This is a genomic window from Nocardia sp. NPDC003183, assembly GCF_053590715.1.
The window spans coordinates 596,217-614,642 of sequence record NZ_JBSFTG010000003.1 but is presented as its reverse complement, the minus strand read 5'-3'; the positions used below and the strand labels follow the sequence as shown (position 1 = coordinate 614,642).

Here is an 18,426-nt window from a genome sequence, read left to right as displayed (position 1 = left end):
AATTCGTGACTGAGATGATCACCACCGAAGTGGCAGCCGACGGTGCGCTCGCACCGGAACTGACCGCGAGCGTGCTCGCGGCAGCGGTGCGGGCCGAGGACGCGTCGGCGGCCGGGGGAGAGTGCGCGGTGGTCCTGCGCATCGGCGGTGCGGCACCGAGTGCGCGATTCGCCTGGCCGGGCCCGGTCAGCGTCGGCGACGTGAACAAATGGGAAGGCGCGCTGCGCCGTCTCGAACAGGTCCCCGCGCCGGTCATCGCCCTCGTCGACGGCGACGCGTACGGGCCCGCCGCGGAGCTCCTGCTCGTGGCCGACTACCGGATCATGGCGGCGGGCACGGTCTTCGAGCTGGCGGCGAGTGACGGCGGGGTGTGGCCCGCGATGGCGGTCTACCGGCTGGCCGGTCAGGCCGGCGGTGGTCCGGCCCGGGAATTGGCGGTACTCGGCAGGGCGCTGTCGGCCGAGCGGGCCAGAGACTGCGGCCTGGTGGACGCCGTGATCGAACCCGGCGCCGACGCCGACTCGATCGCCGCGGGCGCCGCGCTGTTCGGCGCGGTCTCGGGAATCGAGATCGCGATCCGGCGCAGGTTGCTGCTCGACGCGCCGAGCACCCGGTTCGAAGACGCGCTCGGCGCGCATCTGGCCGCCTCGGACCGCGCGCTGCGACGTGAACGGGCGGCATCGTGACCATCGTCATCACCCCGCGCACGATCGTGGGTCAGCTCGACTACGACATGGCCGAATTGCGCGCTGCGGCAACCGAACACGCCGCCTTGCTGGAGTCGCTCGGACCGGTTCCCGACCGGGACGAGACGGCGGCCGCCGCGGCCGCGGCCGCGCACCACGTGCTGCGCCGCCTGCGTCGGCAGTTCCTGCGACGGCACCTCGCTGTCGTCTACGGGACGGCCACCGATGACCTGCGGCGAGGTCTTCGGCTGAGCGCGCTCGCCGCGGCCGTGACTGTGCTGTATCCCGGCCTGCTCCCGAGCACCGCGCAGGTGCACGCCGACGCCGCGGTGCCGCAGCCGGCGAAAGAGGGCTGGGAGATCGATCAGGGCATCTTCTTCCAGGCCGTGTTCGCGGACCCGGTCCTCGGCAATCACCTGCTCGACGCGATGCGCGCGCCCACCGAGGCCGCCCTCGACCTGCTCGCCGACTTCCGCGCCACCGGCTCGATCGCACTGCCTGCCGCGCGCCTCGAGCGCAGCGGCAGCACCTCGACGATCACGATCACCAACACCGAGTGCCTCAACGCCGAGGACAACCAGCACGTCGCCGATATGGAAACCGCGGTCGACCTGGTACTGCTCGACCCCGAGACCCGGGTCGGCGTGGTCCGCGGCGGCGTGATGGACCATCCGCGCTATCGCGGTCGCCGAGTCTTCAGCGCGGGCATCAATCTCGCCCACCTGCACCAGGGCAAGATCTCCTTCCTCGACTTCCTGCTCGGACGCGAGACCGGCTACATCGCGAAGATCCTGCGCGGACACACCGAGGACGCGGCGCGCTGGCCCGCCGTCCCGGTCACCAAACCCTGGGTCGCGGCCGTCGATTCGTTCGCGATCGGGGGCGGAGCACAGCTGCTCATGGTCTTCGATCGGGTCATCGCGGCGACCGACAGCTACGTCAGCCTGCCCGCCGCGCAGGAGGGCATCATCCCGGGCGTCGCGAACCTGCGCCTGGGACGATCGGCGAACTTCCGGCTCTCGCGGGAGGTGATCCTGTGGGGCCGCAAGATCTGGGCGACCGAACCGGAGGCGCGGTCGCTGATCGACACCGTCGCCGAACCGGCCGACATGGACCTCGAAATCGGCAAGGCCGCAGCCAGACTCGCCTCGCCCGCCGTGGTCGCCAACAAGCACATGCTGGTCGTCGCCGAGGAACCACAGGACGTGTTCCGCCGCTATCTGGCGGAATTCGCGCTGCACCAGGCGTTGCGGCTGTACTCCCCGGACGTCATGGCCAAGACCGAGCGGTTCGACCGCAAGGCGCCGCGATGACCACCGTGGCGCCGTCGAGCACCGTCGAGTACCGCAAACACGGCCATCTCGCGACCGTGGAACTCAACCGGCCGCGGGTGCTCAACGCGATGAATCGCGCCATGCACGCCGAGCTGGCCGAGATCTGGGACGACATCGAAGCCGACGACGACATCTGGGCCGTCGTGCTGAGCGGGGCGGGGCGGCGGGCGTTCTCGGTCGGGCAGGACCTGACGGAACTGGCCGAGCGGATCGGCGACGGCGCCCCGACCCGGTCCTCGTTCGGCAGCGCGGGAAAGCCGGGGTATCCGCGGCTGACCGAACGCTTCTCCTTCGCGAAACCGATCATCGCGAAGGTGTCCGGGTACGCGCTCGGCGGTGGGTTCGAGCTCGCGCTCGCCTGCGACATCGTGATCGCGTCGACCGACGCCCGATTCGGGCTCCCCGAGGCGAAACTGGGGCTGATCCCGGGCGCGGGCGGGGTCTTCCGGCTGCCCCGGCAGGTGCCCTACCGCGTCGCGATGGGGCATCTGCTGACCGGCCGCCCGATGTCGGCCACCCGGGCCTACGAGCTCGGGGTGGTCAACGAGGTGATCGACGAATCGGAACTGGACGCGTGCGCCGACCGCTGGGCCGCCGACGTGCTCGCCTGCGCGCCCCTGTCGATTCGCGCGATCAAGGAATCCGCCGCGCTGTCGGCGAATCTGCCACTGCCCGCCGCCTTCGAGGCCGACTACCCGTGGGAGCGCGTCCGCGCGGACTCGTCCGACGCGACCGAGGGCCCGCTGGCCTTCGCCGAGAAACGTCTACCGCACTGGACCGGGCGGTAGGACCAGACCGACTCGATTGCTTGAGGATCTTCATGCGAACACCCGATACCTACATAGCCGCCCTCGGCTCGTTCCTCCCCTCGACCGTCACCACCGAACAGGCTGTCGCACAGGGCTTGTACTCCGCCGAGACCGCGGAGATCCACGAGCTCGGCGGCGCGGCGGTGGCCGGTCCGATCCCTGCCCCGGAGATGGCGTTGCGCGCCGCGGAAGTCGCGGTGAAACGGTCCGGTCTGGCCGCCGACGAATTCGATCTGCTGCTGTACGCCAGCACCTGGCTGCAAGGCCCGGAAGGCTGGCTGCCGCACCCCTACCTGCAACGTCATCTCGTCGGGCCGATCCCGGCGTTGGAGATCCGGCAGGGTTGCAACGGCATGTTCGCCGGCCTGTCGATGGCATTCGACTACCTGCGCGCCGATCCTGACCGGCGGACCGCGCTGTTGGTGGCGGCCGACAATTTCGGCACCCCGCTGATGGACCGGTGGCAGATGTCGGCGCTGTTCGTCGCTGGTGACGCCGCCGCCGCGGTGGTGCTGAGCAAGACCGACGGCTTCGCCCAGCTGCTGTCGGTGTGCCACACCTCGATTCCCGAAGCCGAGGAGATCCACCGGGCCAGTGAACCGATGTTCCCGCCCGGTGTCTCGCTCGGGAAGTCGCCCGACTTCTTCGCCCGGCTGCAGGAGATCACCGCCAAGGTGGCCGCAGCGCCCGATTCGCCCTTGGGCGCGGCCCTGGCGCGGGTGCGCGAGCAGATCCCGGTGGTGGTCGGCCAGGCGCTCGCCGATGCGGGCATCGAGCTCGGCGACATCGCCCGCGTCGCGTTCCTGAACTGTTCGCGCGAGGCCACCGAACAGCGGTGCATGGTGCCGCTCGGTTTGCCCATGGAGATGTCGACCTGGGAATTCGGGCGCGACATCGGCCACTGCTCGGCCAGCGATCAGATCCTGTCGTTCGAACATCTGATCACCACGGGTCAACTCGGGCCCGGTCAATACATGTTGCTGTTCGGCTCGGCGCCCGGCGTGCTGCTGTCGGCCGCGGTCATCAAGGTTCTGCGTGATCCGGGGTGGACCGCGTGAGCGTCCATCCCGATCTCACGTCCGTCGCATCCAGGAACGAGAACGCTATGTCCCACCCTGTCTCCGACAACGCCTCCCACACCCCGGTAGATCCGGTGGCGGTGATCGGCATCGGCTGTCGCTTCCCCGGCGGCGTCGGTTCCCCCGCCGACTTCTGGCAACTGCTCTCGGCCGGGCGCGACACCTACGGCGAGATACCGCCGGAGCGCTGGTCGCGATATCGGCACCGCACACCACAATTCGCGACCGCCATCCAGAACACCGTGACCCGAGGCAGCTTCCTCGACGAGATCGAGCGCTTCGACGCGGAATTCTTCGGCATCTCCCCGCGTGAGGCCTCGCTGATGGACCCGCAGCAGCGGTTGCTGCTCGAGGTCACCTGGGATGCGCTCGAGCAGGCCGGGATCGCGCCGCGAGAACTCGCGGGCAGCGAGACCGGTGTGTTCGTCGGCGTCTGCACGGGTGACTACGGTGCGCTGATGCTGGAGGACCTGGCCAGCATCGAGGCATGGACCGGCATCGGCGCGGCGACCTGCGCTGTCGCCAACCGGTTGTCGCACTCGTTCGATCTGCGCGGACCGAGCATCGCGGTTGACACGGCATGCTCGGCCTCGCTGGTGGCGCTGCACCTGGCCGCCCAGAGCCTGCGCAACGGTGACTGCGATCTGGCGATCGTGGGCGGGGTGAACCTGATCGTCACCCCCGGCCAGACGATCACCCTCGACGCGGCGGGCGCGCTCGCCCCCGACGGCCGCAGCAAGGCCTTCGACGCCTCGGCCGACGGTTACGGCCGGGGCGAGGGCTGCGGCGTCGTGGTGCTGCGCCGCCTGGACAGCGCGCAGCGCGCGGGCGAGGAGGTGCTCGCGCTCATCCGGGGCAGTTCGGTGAATCAGGACGGCCGGACCAACGGGATCATGGCGCCGTCGGGCGAAGCGCAGGCCCACGTCATGGCGCGGGCCTGCCGCAACGCCGGAATCGACCCGGCCACAGTCGATTTCGTCGAGGCGCACGGCACCGGGACCAGATTGGGCGACCCGATGGAAGCCGAGGCGCTCGCCTCGGTGTACGGATCGGTGCGTCCGGTCGGCGACCCCTGCCTGATCGGGTCGGTGAAATCGAACATCGGCCACCTCGAGGGGGCCGCGGGCGTGGCCAGTGTGATCAAGACGGTGCTGGCGTTGCGGCACGCCGAGATCCCGCGCACGCCGCTGTCGACCGAGCTCAATCCGGAGATCCCCTGGGACACTTCGGGTATTCGGCTCGCCACCGAGCACACCGCGTGGTCCGAGGGCAGCAGTCCGCGGCGCGCGGGCGTCTCGGGCTTCGGCTACGGCGGCACCGTCGCGCACCTGGTGCTGGAGGAAGCGCCCGCCGCGCCCGTGCCACCGGTCGCGCCGCCGCGGACCGAGCTCGACGGGCTCCGGCTGTTTCCGCTCTCGGCGGCCTCCGATGCCGCCCTGCGCGCGTACGCGGATCGGCTCGCGGAGTGGGTCAGCGACCGGGCGGGCGCGGTGTCGCTCGACGCCGTCGGCCGCACCCTGTCCCATCACCGGTCGCGACTGAACCACAACGCGGCCGTGGTGGCCCGCGACGAGCACGAGTTGATCGCACGACTGCGGGAACTGGCCGCCGCACGGCCGGACCCCGGCGTCGTGACGGGAACCGTGGCCGCCGAATTCGGTAAGGGCCTGGTGTGGGTCTTCTCCGGACACGGTTCACAGTGGCGCGGAATGGGACGCGAGCTGCTCGCCGTGCCCGAGTTCGCGGCGGTGGTCGACGAGGTGGAGCCGATCTTCCTGGCCGAGATCGGCTTCTCGCCGCGACAGGTACTGATCGACGACGAAATCGACGGCGTCGACCGGATCCAGACCATGATCTTCGTGATGCAGACGGGTCTGGCCGCGATGTGGCGAGCGTACGGGGTGACCCCGGACGCCATCATCGGCCACTCCGTCGGTGAGATCGCCGCCGCCGTGGCCAGCGGGGCGCTGCCGCTCGCCGACGGCGCCCGGCTGATCTGCCGGCGTTCGATCCTGCTGCGCCGGGTCGCGGGCAACGGCGCGATGGCGATGGTGACGATGTCGTTGCGGGATGCCGACGAAAAGCTGGGCGGCAGAACAGATCTGGTCGCCGCGATCGCGTCGTCGACAGTGTCGAGTGTGCTCTCCGGTGACCCGAGCGCGATCGAGGAGGTGCTCGCGCAGTGGCCCGACGACGGGATCGGAGTGCGCCGCGTCGCCTCCGATGTGGCGTTCCACAGTCCGCACATGGACCCGCTGCTCGCCGAGCTCGCGGCGGCGGGCGCCGACCTGGACTATCGCCCGCATTCGGTGCGGATGTACTCGACCGCGCTGCTCGACGCGCGTGCCGAACCGGCGGCCGACGCCGAGTACTGGGTCGCGAACCTGCGAAATCCCGTGCGGCTGGCGGGCGCCGTCGAAGCCGCGCTGGCCGACGGATTCCGCGACTTCCTCGAGATCTCGCCGCACCCGGTCGTCGCCCACTCGATTCGGGAAACGCTCGGCGAGAGCGGAATCGACGACGCGTTCGTCGGCACGACCCTGCGTCGCGACGTGCCGGAGCAGCAGGCCTTCCTGGCCGCGCTCGGCACCGTGCACTGCCGGGGACTGCTCGTCGACCTGGACCGCCTGCAGCCGCCCGCGGCGCAGGCGGATCTGCCCGGCTACGCGTGGCAGGGACGTCGGCTGTGGCACGCCCCCTCGGTGGCCGGTCGGGTCCCCGGCCAGGGGCACGCCGCGGCCTCGCACACGTTGCTCGGCACCCCGAGCACCGTCGCGGGCAGCGATCTGCGGATCTGGAACACGGTGCTGGTGGACGAGAACCGCCCCTATCCGGGCAGCCACGCGCTCAACGGCGCCGAGATCGTGCCCGCCGCCGTGCTGGTCGAGACCTTCCGGCAGGCGGGTGCGCTCGGTGACGCCGCGATCGAGCTCGCCGGGGTGGCGATGCGCCATCCCCTGCTGACCGACGGTGAGCGTGAGGTGCAGGTCGTGCACGATCCGGATCGTGGGCTGCTGCGGATCGCTTCGCGGACACCGGGTGAGGACCCCGAGCAGGAAGCCGCCTGGCTGATCCACGCCGAGGCATCCTCGGTGCCGGTCGCAGCCGGGGTGCCGCTGCCCACGGCCCTGGACGACCCGGCGGCGCGCCGGATGTTCCCGGTCGAACCGGGCGTGGTCCACCAGCGACTGGCCGCGGTCGGGGTGCCCGAAACCGGGTTCGAGTGGCGTGTCGAGGAATTGCTCTTCGGCGCCGACGTGGTGCGCGCGCGAGTGCGCGTCGCGGAAGGCGGCAGCGCCACCTGGGCACCGGTACTCGATGCGGTGATGTCGATCGCGCCCGCCGCGTTCGGCGGCGAACCGGTCCTGCGGATGGTGGTCCAGATCGATGACGTGCGCTGTGCCGGTGAGCCGGCCGACGAGGTGATCATCGAGGTGGCCCTGGATCCGAAGCGCACCGATGTCGTGGACGGGCTGGTCGCGTCGACGGACGGCACGGTGATCGCCCGGGTCAGCGGAATGGAGTATCCGGTCATCGACCGTCCGGCCGAGGACGATTCAGCGGCAGGCTCGGCGCTGTCCGGTCCGGTGCTGTCGCTGGAGAACCTGACCACCGAGCAGGTGCGGGAGCTGATCGCGGCGGAGGTGTCGGGCACGATCGCCGCCGAGATGCGCTTGCCCGATCCGGCGGATCTGAATCCGCGCCGTCCGCTGCTGGAACAGGGACTCGATTCGGTGATGACGGTGACCATTCGCAAGAAGCTCGAGAAGCGGTTCGGTCACAAGTTGCAGGCCACCGTCTTCTGGCAGCAGCCGACCGTTGTCGCGATCGCCGATCATCTGACGGAGATGCTGACGGCGTAGATCAGTGTCCCGCCGCCGTGCCGAGGACCTCGATCAGGCCCGGTACGGCGGCAAGGGCCGCGTTCTGCGCCACGGCTCAAACTCGATGGGCGTTGCGCTCGTCCCACCACGCGGGCGCGTCGACGAAGTGGTTGTCGAATTCCTCCTGGGCGGCGACGAATTCCTCGTGGGTCGCCGTGCCGTGGATGAGCCGATCGAGCAGGCGGAAGTACTCGAAGCGTTCGACGCCGGGCATCAGGGCGATGAGGATGCGCGCGCCGCTGTCCGGGGTGGCGCCGAAGGCGTGCGGCATCTGCCGTGGGACGACCAGCGAGCCGCCCGCGCCGACGGTGAGGATGCGATCGCCCGCCATGACCTGGAGTTCGCCGTCGGCGACGTAGAACAGCTCGTCGGAACGGGTGTGGAAGTGCGGAGCGGCGCCGTCGGCACCCCGCGCCATGGTGACCTCGAGGGTGCTCACCGCGCCGTCGCTGGCGTTCGCGTCGGTGAGCAGGCGCATCCGCACGTTCTCGGTGCCCAGTGTCTCGGCATCCTCGGGAAGGCAGAGGGCGATGTCGCGGGTGTTCGTCATGACCATTCCGTTCGTCGGTTGATAATTCGCTACCGAACTATATCTCAGCGAATAGAATCGTGTCCATGGATGAACGCGAACCGGACGTGGTGGATGCGATCACGGCGCAGTGGCAGCGGGAGCGACCCGAACTGGAACTCGAGGCGATGGCGGTCTTCGGCAGGCTCGGCAGGCTGATGAACATCGCCATGGCTCGGATCGAAAACGTCTTCGCCGCACACGGTTTGCAGCGCGGTGAGTTCGATGTGCTTGCGGCACTGCGTCGTTCGGGCTCGCCCTTCGAACTCAACCCGTCGGTGCTCGCCGACACTCTGATGCTGTCGCGCGCGGGGATGACCGGCCGCATCGACCGGCTCGAAGCGGCGGGCCTGGTCGTCCGGATCGCCGACCGCGAGGATCGTCGCGCCGTGCGGGTGGCGCTCACCGAGCAGGGCCGGGTGCTGGTCGACACGGTGGTCGTGGCGCACACCGAAAACGAGACGGCGATGCTGTCGGTGCTGACGCCCGCGGATCGGGCCGCCCTGGACCGGATCTCGCGAACCCTGCTCGATGGCTGGGCGAGCTGACCCGCCGATCCCGGCCGGGGAAAGGGCGCCCCGTGGTGATCCCGCCGTGCGCAATCGGGGAAAGTTCGGTGGCCATGGAGGCGGGAATCGAACCCGCGACATCCGTCCTGTGGAGTCGGCGTTCTACCTGCTGAACTACTCCATGGCCACGCCGAGCCTAACTCAGGATTCCTTGCGCCGCACCGAGGCTTCGACGAGATCCAGTACGGCGGAAAGGTTTTCGTTGGTGTGGCCCGAAGCGATGCGGGCGATGAGGCCGTCGAGAACCAGGTCGAGGTAGCCGAGCAGGACGTCGGTGGGGACGTCGTCGCGCAGGGCTCCGGCGGCCTTGCGACGCTCCAGGCGGGCGAGCGTCGCGGCGGTCAGTTCGGCCGAACGCTGGGTCCAGCCCGCGCGGAATTCGGGGTCGGTGCGGACTCGGCGCGCGATCTCGAGGCGGGTGCCCAGCCAGTTGAATTCCTCCGGGCGGGCGAGCATATCGCGCATCACCTGGACGATGCCCTGGTTGGCGGCGACTTCGGCCATGCGTTCGGCGTCGTCCTTGGCCAGGGCGAAGAAGAGAGCGTCCTTGTCACGGAAATGGTGGAAGATCGCACCGCGGGACAGGCCGATGGCCTCCTCCAGGCGGCGCACGGTGGCGCCGTCATAGCCGTATTCGGCGAAGCAGCGTCGTGCACCGTCGAGGATCTGGCTGCGGCGCGCGGCGAGGTGGTCGTCGCTGACCTTGGGCATGATTCCTCCAACTAGCGGATACACGGACCCCCGCCCCGGCGAACCGAGACGGGGGCTGTCGCATTATTCACGGGCACACGAATGCCCTTGTGGCGCAACATCTCACGATGTCACGCCACCGGATCGAGCAGTTAGCCGCGGATCATGTTGCGCAGCACGTACTGCAGGATGCCGCCGTTGCGGTAGTAGTCGGCCTCACCGGGAGTGTCGATGCGCACGACCGCGTCGAACTCGGTGACCTTGCCGTCTTCCGCGGTGGCGGTGACCTTGACGGTCTTGGGGGTGACACCCTCGTTGAGGGCGGTGATGCCCGCGATGTCGAAGGTCTCGGTGCCGGTCAGGCCCAGCGACGCGGCGGACTGCCCGGCCGGGAACTGCAGCGGCACAACGCCCATGCCGATCAGGTTGGAGCGGTGGATGCGCTCGAACGACTCGGTGATGACGGCCTTCACGCCCAGCAGGCTGGTGCCCTTGGCGGCCCAGTCACGCGAGGAGCCCGAACCGTATTCCTTGCCGCCGAGCACGACCAGCGGGATACCCGCGGCCTGGTAGTTCTGCGAGGCGTCGTAGATGAACGCCTGCGGGCCACCGTCCTGGGTGAAGTCGCGGGTGTAACCACCCGAGACGTCGTCGAGCAGCTGGTTGCGCAGCCGGATGTTGGCGAAGGTGCCACGGATCATGACCTCGTGGTTACCGCGACGCGAGCCCAGCGAGTTGTAGTCCTTGCGGGCCACACCGTTGGCGTCGAGGTACTGCGCGGCCGGAGTGCCGGGCTTGATCGGGCCCGCCGGGGAGATGTGGTCGGTGGTGACCGAGTCGCCCAGCAGCGCCAGCACGCGAGCGCCGGAGATGTCGGTGACGGGGGACGGGTCCATCGACATGCCGTCGAAGTACGGCGCCTTGCGCACGTAGGTCGACTTCTCGTCCCACTCGAAGGTGTCACCCTCCGGGGTGGCCAGGCCCTGCCAACGCTGGTCACCGTCGAAGACGGTGGCGTAGGAGTTGCGGAACATGTCCTGGCTGATCGAGGACTTGATGGTGTCGTCGATTTCCTGCGGCGACGGCCAGATGTCCTTCAGGAACACCTCGTTGCCCTCGGTGTCGGTGCCGAGCGCGTCGGTCTCGAAGTCGAAGTCCATCGTGCCCGCGAGCGCGTAGGCGATGACCAGCGGCGGGGAGGCCAGGTAGTTCATCTTCACGTCGGGGGAGATGCGGCCCTCGAAGTTGCGGTTACCCGAGAGCACCGCGGTGACCGAGAGGTCGTTGTCGTTGATCGCGGCCGAGATCTCCTCGGGCAGCGGACCGGTGTTGCCGATGCAGGTGGTGCAGCCGTAGCCACCGACGAAGAAGCCGAGCTTCTCGAGGTAGGGCCACAGACCGGCCTTCTCGTAGTAGTCGGAGACGACCTGCGAGCCCGGCGCCATGTTGGTCTTCACCCACGGCTTGGTCGACAGGCCCTTCTCCACCGCGTTGCGGGCGAGCAGGGCGGCGCCCAGCATGACCGACGGGTTGGAGGTGTTGGTGCAGGAGGTGATGCCCGCGACCACGACGGCGCCGTGATCGAGGACGAAGTCGCCGCGCTCCTGGGAGCGCACCTGCACCGGCTTGGACGGGCGACCCGCGGCGCCGTTGGCGGCCGAGTGGGCGGGGGTGTAGCTGTCGTTGGCCGAGGCGGCCGACACCGAGACCGGATCCGAGGCCGGGAAGGTCTCGTCGACGCCTTCGTCGAGCGCGGTGAAGTCACCGGTGACGTAGTCGCCGATGTCGGAGCGGAACGCCGACTTCGACTCGCTGAGCAGGATGCGGTCCTGCGGGCGCTTCGGGCCCGCGATGGAGGGTACGACGGTGCCCAGGTCCAGCTCCAGGTACTCCGAGTACGCGGGCTCGTTGTCGGCGTCGTGCCACATGCCCTGTTCCTTGGCGTACGCCTCGACGAGCGCGAGCTGCTCGTCGGTGCGGCCGGTCAGGCGCAGGTAGTTGATGGTCTCCTCGTCGATCGGGAAGATCGCCGCGGTGGAACCGAACTCCGGGCTCATGTTGCCCAGGGTGGCGCGGTTCGCGAGGGGCACCTCGGACACGCCGGCGCCGTAGAACTCGACGAACTTGCCGACCACGCCGTGCTTGCGCAGCATGTCGGTGACGGTGAGCACCACGTCGGTGGCGGTCACGCCGGGCACGATCTCACCGGTCAGCTTGAAGCCGACGACGCGCGGGATCAGCATGGAGACCGGCTGGCCGAGCATCGCTGCCTCGGCCTCGATGCCGCCCACGCCCCAGCCCAGCACGCCGAGGCCGTTGACCATGGTGGTGTGGGAGTCGGTGCCGACACAGGTGTCGGGGTAGGCCTGACCGTTGCGAACCATGACGGTGGGGGCCAGGTACTCGATGTTGACCTGGTGGACGATGCCGACGCCCGGGGGGACGACCTTGAAGTCGTCGAAGGCGCCCTGGCCCCAGCGCAGGAACTGGTAACGCTCGCCGTTGCGCTCGTACTCGAGGTCGACGTTGCGCTCCAGTGCGTCCGCGCGGCCGAAGACGTCGAGGATCACCGAGTGGTCGATGACCATGTCGGCGGGCGAGAGCGGGTTGACCTTGCTCGGGTCGCCACCGAGGACGGTGACGGCCTCACGCATGGTGGCCAGGTCGACGATGCAGGGCACGCCGGTGAAGTCCTGCATGATCACGCGCGCGGGGGTGAACTGGATCTCGACGCTCGGCTGTGCCGAGGGGTCCCAGTTCGCGATCTCGCGGATGTGATCGGCGGTGATGTTCGCGCCGTCCTCGGTGCGCAGCAGGTTTTCTGCCAGCACCTTCAGGGCGTAGGGCAGCTTCTCGGTGCCGGGAACAGCCGAGAGACGGAAGATCTCGTAGGAGTTGCTTCCGACCTCGAGCGTGCCCTTGGCGCCGAAGGTATCAATCTTCGTCACGTCAGCTCCACTCATGTGTGAGGGTGTGCCGCCGGCGGGGCTGTGCCGGCGACTCGCGTCTTCGGAGGGGGTATCCGGCACCGTGAGATGCCTGATTCCTCGCCGTACGATCCTAACAGTACGCTTGTCCTATGAAATACGCGGGGGCCGTGGGTGGTGCCGCGCAGGCGTAGCCGGGGGCCGAGTCGCGTACTGTGCCTGACGAGCGAAGTCGGGGAAGACGCAGTGACGCTCACCTTGGCAGTGTTGGACGCCCGTCGCGACACCGGCGATCGTGGCTCGACAGACCGGATGGAACATGACCACTTTTGCGCCGATGGCGGCCGAACTGCCGCCGAACACCGTGCTGAGCAGCGTCGCGTCCGACCTCGCCGACAATCACGTCGCGGCCCCCAAGGGTCAGGATCAGGAGAAACTGGCGGCGATCGTCGCGCAGGCACGATCCGAGGGGATCCCGCTCAGCGTCGTCATCGTTCCCGGTAATCCCGGCCACGACTCGAGCCTACGTGACCTGGCCACCGAGGTCGGCGAGAACACCCACGGCACTGTCGCCGTGTTCAGCGACGACTGGCTGGGCACCTACAGCGACACCATCAGCCGGGTGCGGCTCGAATGGGCCGAGGATGCGGCCAAGTACAAGGGCAATCATCCTGAAGAGGCCGTGCAGGCCTTCGTCGACCGGCTCGAGCAGCCGGAGGGCGTTTCCTGGGGCGTCATCACCACGGTGTTGCTGACCCTGATGGCACTCGTGATCGCCGGGCTGTACCTGGTGAAGGTCCGCCGCGGTCCCGATGTGGACGCACCGGCAGCCCCCACGTCCTCGCGCGTCGATGCGGGTTCCACCAACTAACTGGTTTCACTGCAGTCACATTTCCAGACCAACGGTCTGTTTTCTGCGGTAGAAAACTGTCTTTCGTCAGGCTAATTCCGAGCAATCTGTGAATTGATGCCGCGCCCCACTGTGACGGATGTTTCCTTTGTGAACTATGTGTCGTACGGTTGCGATGAACGCGATCGTGAATGCAGTGGTACAGGGGGCATTGGTCGACTCTTGTGGTCGGTGTTTCGACTGATGCGCCGGTGGCGTATGTCGAGTCGAGATACTCGGAGGTGCCGTGCGCAGTGCGGGCAGGCAGGACGAACCAGGTCTATTACGAATAGCGATCGGTTTGCTGGCGGTAGTGGCAGTGCTGCTCGCCGCGGGACCGGTCGCTGCTGTGCCACCCCCTCCCCCCAATCCGTCCGACGGTGAGATCGCCGGGGCGGGCGCCCAGGTCGACGCGCGGGTCACCGAGATCGGTGTACTGATCAATCGCGTCGCGGCGGCCGATCAGCAGTTACGCGAACTCGACGACCAGCTCGCGGGCAAACGGGAAGCGGTCAACCAGGCACTCGTGGACCTGCAGACCGCGCGCGACGCCGCCGACGCCGCCGCGGCCGCCGTCACCGACAGCCAGACCCAGCTGGCCGACGCGGGCGTGAAAGTCGGTGCGGCACGCCAGGATTTCGATCAGGTCGCCACTCAGGCGTACGTGCGCCCCGCCAACAGTTCGGTCGTCACCTACCTCGCCTCCTCGACCCCCGATGCCGCGATGGATCGCGCGCAGGTGCTCGGCATGGTGTCGAAGAATCAGCGACAGGTCCTGGACGGCTTGCGCCGCGCCCAGGTCGCCCAGGCCAACCAGAACTCCGCCGCGCGGCAGGCCAAGACCGACGCCGACAACGCCGCCGCCGGCGCTGAGCAGAAGCGCGACGCCGCCCAAGCCGCGGTGAACATCGCGAAGTCCGAATTCGACACCCAGGCCGTGGCTCGCGACACCCTGCGTCGCGACCGCAGCGCGGCACAGTCCGCTCTCGACGTCGCCCGCTCGACCGTCGCCGGGCTGCAGAGCCAGCGCGAGATCTTCCTGGCCTGGGACGACCAACGCGAAGCCGAGGTGATGGCCCTGCTGGCCGCCGCCAACGCCGCCGCCTCGCGTGCCGCCGCCGACAAAGCCGCCCGCGACCGCGCCGCCCAGCTCAACGAGGGCCAGCGCCCGCACGCCGACCTCGAGTCGACCCCGGCCTCCCCGCGCCGAACCAAACCGCGACCCTCGCAACCGCAGGTCACCGGTTCGGCCGCGATCGAAACGGTGGTCGACCGCGCGATGTCGCAACTCGGCGTCACCTATGCCTGGGGCGGCGGCGACGAAGACGGTCCCACCCTCGGCATCCGCGACGGCGGCACCGGCGACGCCCACGGTGACTTCAACAAGGTCGGCTTCGACTGCTCGGGCCTGATGCTCTACGCCTTCGCCGGCATCGGCGTGTCGCTGCCGCACTACAGCGGCTATCAGTACAACGCGGGCACCCGGGTCGACGTCGAGGACCGCGAGCGCGGCGACATGCTGTTCTGGGGTCCCGGTGGCAGCGCCCATGTGGCGATGTATCTGGGCAACGGCAAGATGATCGAGGCCCCTGAATCCGGGGATGTCGTGAAGATTTCCCCGGTCCGCGAAGACGGCATCATGCCGTACGCGGTCCGCATCGTCACCGGCTGAGTGTCCATCGCCGCTGGTAGGGCCGCGATCGATGCAGCGTGCGCCACAGTCGCCGCTGCGCGTGAGCGGCGTCACGAGCATGACGAATCCCCGTCTAGTACTGGCCGGTTGCGGCGCACCGGGCGATTCAATGGAATAGTTGGTGCCGCACGCACAGGACCAAAGCGAAAGCGGGGATGTTGGTGACTTCGACGGAAGGTGTGAGCGGGCCGAAGCTGGCGAAGGACGCCGGTACGGCCACGCCGAGCACCCTGGAGCGTGACGTCCAGACTCTCGAGAAGGCGATCTACGAGGTCAAGCGGGTTATCGTCGGTCAGGACCGACTCGTCGAGCGTTTGCTCGTGGGTGTTCTGGCACGCGGACACGTGTTGCTCGAAGGTGTGCCGGGCGTCGCGAAGACTCTTGCGGTGGAAACCTTCGCCAAGGTCGTCGGCGGCTCGTTCTCCCGGGTGCAGTTCACCCCGGACCTGGTGCCGACCGATCTCATCGGTACCCGCATCTACCGGCAGGGCCGCGAGGAATTCGACACCGAGCTCGGCCCGGTCGTCGCGAACTTCGTGCTCGCCGACGAGATCAACCGCGCGCCCGCCAAGGTGCAGTCGGCACTGCTCGAGGTGATGGCCGAGCGCAAGCTGTCGATCGGCGGCAAGACCTACCCGATGCCCGATCCGTTCCTGGTCATGGCCACCCAGAACCCGATCGAGAGCGAGGGCGTGTACCCGCTGCCCGAGGCGCAGCGCGACCGCTTCCTGTTCAAGGTCGTCGTGGACTACCCCTCGGTCGAGGAAGAGCGCGAGATCATCTACCGGATGGGTGTGAGCGCGCCCGAACCGAACCAGATCCTCGACCCCGAGGACATCATCCGCCTGCAGAAGGTGGCCGCCAACGTCTTCGTGCACCACGCGCTCGTCGACTACGTGGTCCGTGTGATCACCGCGACCCGCACGCCCGCCGACTTCGGCATGGAGGATGTGGCGAGCTGGATCTCCTACGGCGCGTCCCCCCGCGCGAGCCTGGGCATCATCGCCGCGGCGCGCTCGGTCGCGCTGATCCGTGGCCGTGACTACGTGGTTCCGCAGGACGTCGTCGAGGTCATCCCGGACGTGCTGCGTCATCGTCTGGTGCTGTCGTACGACGCACTGGCCGACGAGGTGTCACCCGAGGACGTCATCAAGCGCGTGCTCCAGACGGTCGGCCTGCCGCAGGTCGCCCCACAGGCCAACGGCCAGGCCGCACCGCAGCAGCCGCCGGTGCCCCAGCCGCCCCAGCAGCAGCCGGTGCCGCAGGCGGTGAACGGGCAGCAGTCCCAGCCCGCCGGCTCCGTCGCGCCCCAGTGAGTGCGCCGGAACCCGTTGTCCGCGTGCCCGTGTCGTCTCACGCTCCGCCCTCGTTCCGTGCCGGTGAACTGACCGACCCGAAGCTGGCCGCCGCGCTCAAGACCCTCGAGTTGACTGTGCGGCGCCGCCTCGACGGCGTGCTGCACGGCGACCACCAGGGGCTGATCCCCGGACCGGGTTCGGAACCGGGGGAGGCACGGCTGTACCAGCCGGGTGACGATGTGCGACAGATGGATTGGTCGGTCACCGCCCGCACCACCCATCCGCATGTGCGGCAGATGATCGCCGACCGCGAGCTCGAGACGTGGCTCGTCGTCGACCTGTCGTCGAGCCTGGACTTCGGCACCGGCCGGGTACACAAACGCGATCTCGCGATCGCGGCGGCCGCGGCGATCACCCACCTCACCTCGGGGGGCGGCAACCGGATCGGCGCGGTCGTCGCGACCGGTCAGGATCTGGTACGCATCCCCGCGCGCAGCGGACGCATGCACGCCCAGACCCTGCTGCGCGGCATCGCCACCACCCCGCACGCCCGCGACGGCGTACGCGGCGATCTCAAGGCCGGGATCGAATCGCTGCGCCGTCCGCAACGCAAACGCGGTCTGGCCGTGGTGATCAGCGACTTCCTCGGTGACGTCGACTGGCAGCGCTCCCTGCGCGCGATCTCCGCCCGCCACGACCTCCTCGCCGTGGAAGTGCTCGACCCCCTCGATGTCGCGCTGCCCGACGGCGGCGACGTGGTGCTGCACGATCCCGAATCGGGCCGCACCCGCGAGTTCAGCGTCACTCCCACGCTGCGGGCCGATTTCGCGGCCGCGGCCCGAGCCCAGCGTGAGCAGGTGGCGCAGGCGCTGCGCAGCTGCGGCGCGCCGGTGCTCACCCTGCAGACCGATCGGGACTGGATCGCCGACGTGGTCCGGTTCGTGTCCACCCGGCGCCACAGCCTCGGCGCCCCGAGCGGGCGGGTGCCTCGCCAGTGAGTATTTCGCATTTCACGGCCGTCGTCTGGCTCGGTTTCCTCGCGGTCGTCGCCCTGCTCGTGCTCGGTTACGTGCTGGTACAGCGCGCCCGGCACAAGCGGATGCTGCAGTTTGGCAACATGGCCATCCTGGAGCGGGTCGCCCCGTCGCGACCGAGCCCGATGCGCCATGTCCCGATCGCGCTGATCCTGGCGGGCCTGGTCCTGCTGACGATCGCCGCGGCCGGTCCGACCGCCGTGCAGAAGGTGCCGCGTAACCGCGCGACTGTGGTTCTGGTGATGGATGTTTCGCTGTCGATGGAAGCCACCGACGTGGAGCCGAACAGGTTGCAGGTCGCGCAGAAGGCAGGCAAGGATTTCGTCGACGGGCTGACCCCCGGTATCAACCTCGGTTTCGTCACGTTCGCGGGCACGGCCTCGGTGATGGTGTCGCCGACGACCAACCGCGAGGCGGTCAAGCATTCGATCGACAACATCAAGCTGGCCGAGCGCACCGCCACCGGCGAGGGCGTCCTCACCGCACTGCAATCGATCGACACCCTGGCCGCCGTGCTCGGTGGCGCCGAGACGCCCCCGCCCGCGCGCGTGGTGCTGATGTCGGACGGCAAGCAGACCGTGCCCGACGACAAGGACGTCGACAACCCGCGCCACGGTTTCACCGCCGCGCGCCTGGCCAAGAACAAGGGCATCCCGGTCTCGACGATCTCCTTCGGTACCGAATGGGGCACGGTCGAGATCCCGGACTCCGACGGCAAGGGTTCCCAGCGGGTGAAGGTGCCGGTCGACAACGACTCGCTGCGCGAGATCGCCGAGCTGTCCGGCGGCGACTTCTACACCGCGTCGTCGCTGGCCGAACTCACCGCGGTCTACGACACCCTCGAGGAACAGATCGGCTACGAGACCACGCGGGGCGATGCGAGCCGCCCGTGGCTGTTGTTCGGCATGCTGGCCATCGCGGCGGGAGTCGTGGTCAGTTTGCTCTATCGTCAACGCCTGCCCTAGC

The 18,426-nt window shown here is 68.9% G+C and carries 14 protein-coding genes and 1 tRNA gene; 11 read left to right on the top strand and 4 right to left on the bottom strand.

Features of this window, described 5'->3' with window-relative positions:
- The first annotated feature begins 14 nt into the window (after positions 1-14).
- The 5 genes from dpgB to ACWDXS_RS14705 are packed head-to-tail and all read left to right on the top strand — an operon-like array spanning position 15 to position 7,771.
- Positions 15-686, top strand: coding sequence for an enoyl-CoA-hydratase DpgB (gene dpgB / locus ACWDXS_RS14725; RefSeq protein WP_449966242.1), 672 nt, complete (start codon positions 15-17; stop codon positions 684-686).
- A complete protein-coding gene (gene dpgC / locus ACWDXS_RS14720; RefSeq protein WP_378995300.1) occupies positions 683-1,999 on the top strand; it encodes a (3,5-dihydroxyphenyl)acetyl-CoA 1,2-dioxygenase DpgC in 1,317 nt (438 codons plus the stop codon). The genes dpgB and dpgC overlap by 4 nt, the downstream gene beginning before the upstream one ends.
- Positions 1,996-2,808, top strand: coding sequence for an enoyl-CoA-hydratase DpgD (dpgD, locus tag ACWDXS_RS14715; protein WP_449965832.1), 813 nt, complete (start codon positions 1,996-1,998; stop codon positions 2,806-2,808). The genes dpgC and dpgD overlap by 4 nt, the downstream gene beginning before the upstream one ends.
- Before the next feature lie 32 nt (positions 2,809-2,840).
- On the top strand, positions 2,841-3,887 hold the full coding sequence (locus ACWDXS_RS14710) for a ketoacyl-ACP synthase III family protein (RefSeq protein ID WP_449965829.1): 1,047 nt from the start codon (positions 2,841-2,843) through the stop codon (positions 3,885-3,887).
- Positions 3,888-3,934: 47 nt separating this feature from the next.
- A complete protein-coding gene (locus ACWDXS_RS14705) occupies positions 3,935-7,771 on the top strand; it encodes a type I polyketide synthase (protein WP_449965826.1) in 3,837 nt (1,278 codons plus the stop codon).
- Positions 7,772-7,847: 76 nt separating this feature from the next.
- Here the strand turns inward: ACWDXS_RS14705 and ACWDXS_RS14700 are convergent, their stop codons facing one another.
- Complete coding sequence (locus tag ACWDXS_RS14700; protein WP_378995291.1) at positions 7,848-8,342, bottom strand: cupin domain-containing protein; 495 nt, start codon at positions 8,340-8,342, stop codon at positions 7,848-7,850.
- Between the two features lie 65 nt (positions 8,343-8,407).
- Between ACWDXS_RS14700 and ACWDXS_RS14695 the strand changes: the two genes are divergently transcribed.
- Positions 8,408-8,908 (top strand): MarR family winged helix-turn-helix transcriptional regulator, encoded by a 501-nt coding sequence (locus ACWDXS_RS14695; protein ID WP_378995289.1) that lies wholly within the window; start codon positions 8,408-8,410, stop codon positions 8,906-8,908.
- A gap of 69 nt (positions 8,909-8,977) precedes the next feature.
- On the opposite strand, the gene ACWDXS_RS14690 is transcribed toward ACWDXS_RS14695, so the two are convergent.
- From ACWDXS_RS14690 to acnA, 3 genes are all read right to left on the bottom strand, one after another.
- Positions 8,978-9,053 (bottom strand) — tRNA-OTHER (locus tag ACWDXS_RS14690).
- A gap of 17 nt (positions 9,054-9,070) precedes the next feature.
- A complete protein-coding gene (locus ACWDXS_RS14685) occupies positions 9,071-9,640 on the bottom strand; it encodes a TetR/AcrR family transcriptional regulator (RefSeq protein ID WP_358072240.1) in 570 nt (189 codons plus the stop codon).
- 131 nt (positions 9,641-9,771) lie between these two features.
- Positions 9,772-12,582, bottom strand: a complete 2,811-nt coding sequence (acnA, locus tag ACWDXS_RS14680; protein WP_449965821.1) for an aconitate hydratase AcnA — start codon at positions 12,580-12,582, stop codon at positions 9,772-9,774.
- 283 nt (positions 12,583-12,865) lie between these two features.
- Here acnA and ACWDXS_RS14675 point away from each other — a divergent pair, with 283 nt between their 5' ends.
- The 5 genes from ACWDXS_RS14675 (at position 12,866) to ACWDXS_RS14655 (ending at position 18,425) form a co-directional block, all read left to right on the top strand.
- Positions 12,866-13,417, top strand: a complete 552-nt coding sequence (locus ACWDXS_RS14675) for an Rv1476 family membrane protein (RefSeq protein ID WP_379313297.1) — start codon at positions 12,866-12,868, stop codon at positions 13,415-13,417.
- 322 nt (positions 13,418-13,739) lie between these two features.
- Complete coding sequence (locus ACWDXS_RS14670; protein WP_378995347.1) at positions 13,740-15,107, top strand: NlpC/P60 family protein; 1,368 nt, start codon at positions 13,740-13,742, stop codon at positions 15,105-15,107.
- Positions 15,108-15,283: 176 nt separating this feature from the next.
- Positions 15,284-16,444 carry a chaperone MoxR1 gene (gene moxR1 / locus ACWDXS_RS14665; protein ID WP_378995282.1) on the top strand — a complete coding sequence of 387 codons (1,161 nt, stop codon included), beginning with the start codon at positions 15,284-15,286 and terminating at the stop codon, positions 16,442-16,444.
- A gap of 23 nt (positions 16,445-16,467) precedes the next feature.
- Complete coding sequence (locus ACWDXS_RS14660) at positions 16,468-17,424, top strand: DUF58 domain-containing protein (protein WP_378627164.1); 957 nt, start codon at positions 16,468-16,470, stop codon at positions 17,422-17,424.
- On the top strand, positions 17,421-18,425 hold the full coding sequence (locus ACWDXS_RS14655) for a VWA domain-containing protein (RefSeq protein ID WP_056810311.1): 1,005 nt from the start codon (positions 17,421-17,423) through the stop codon (positions 18,423-18,425). The genes ACWDXS_RS14660 and ACWDXS_RS14655 overlap by 4 nt, the downstream gene beginning before the upstream one ends.
- Position 18,426 lies beyond the last annotated feature (1 nt).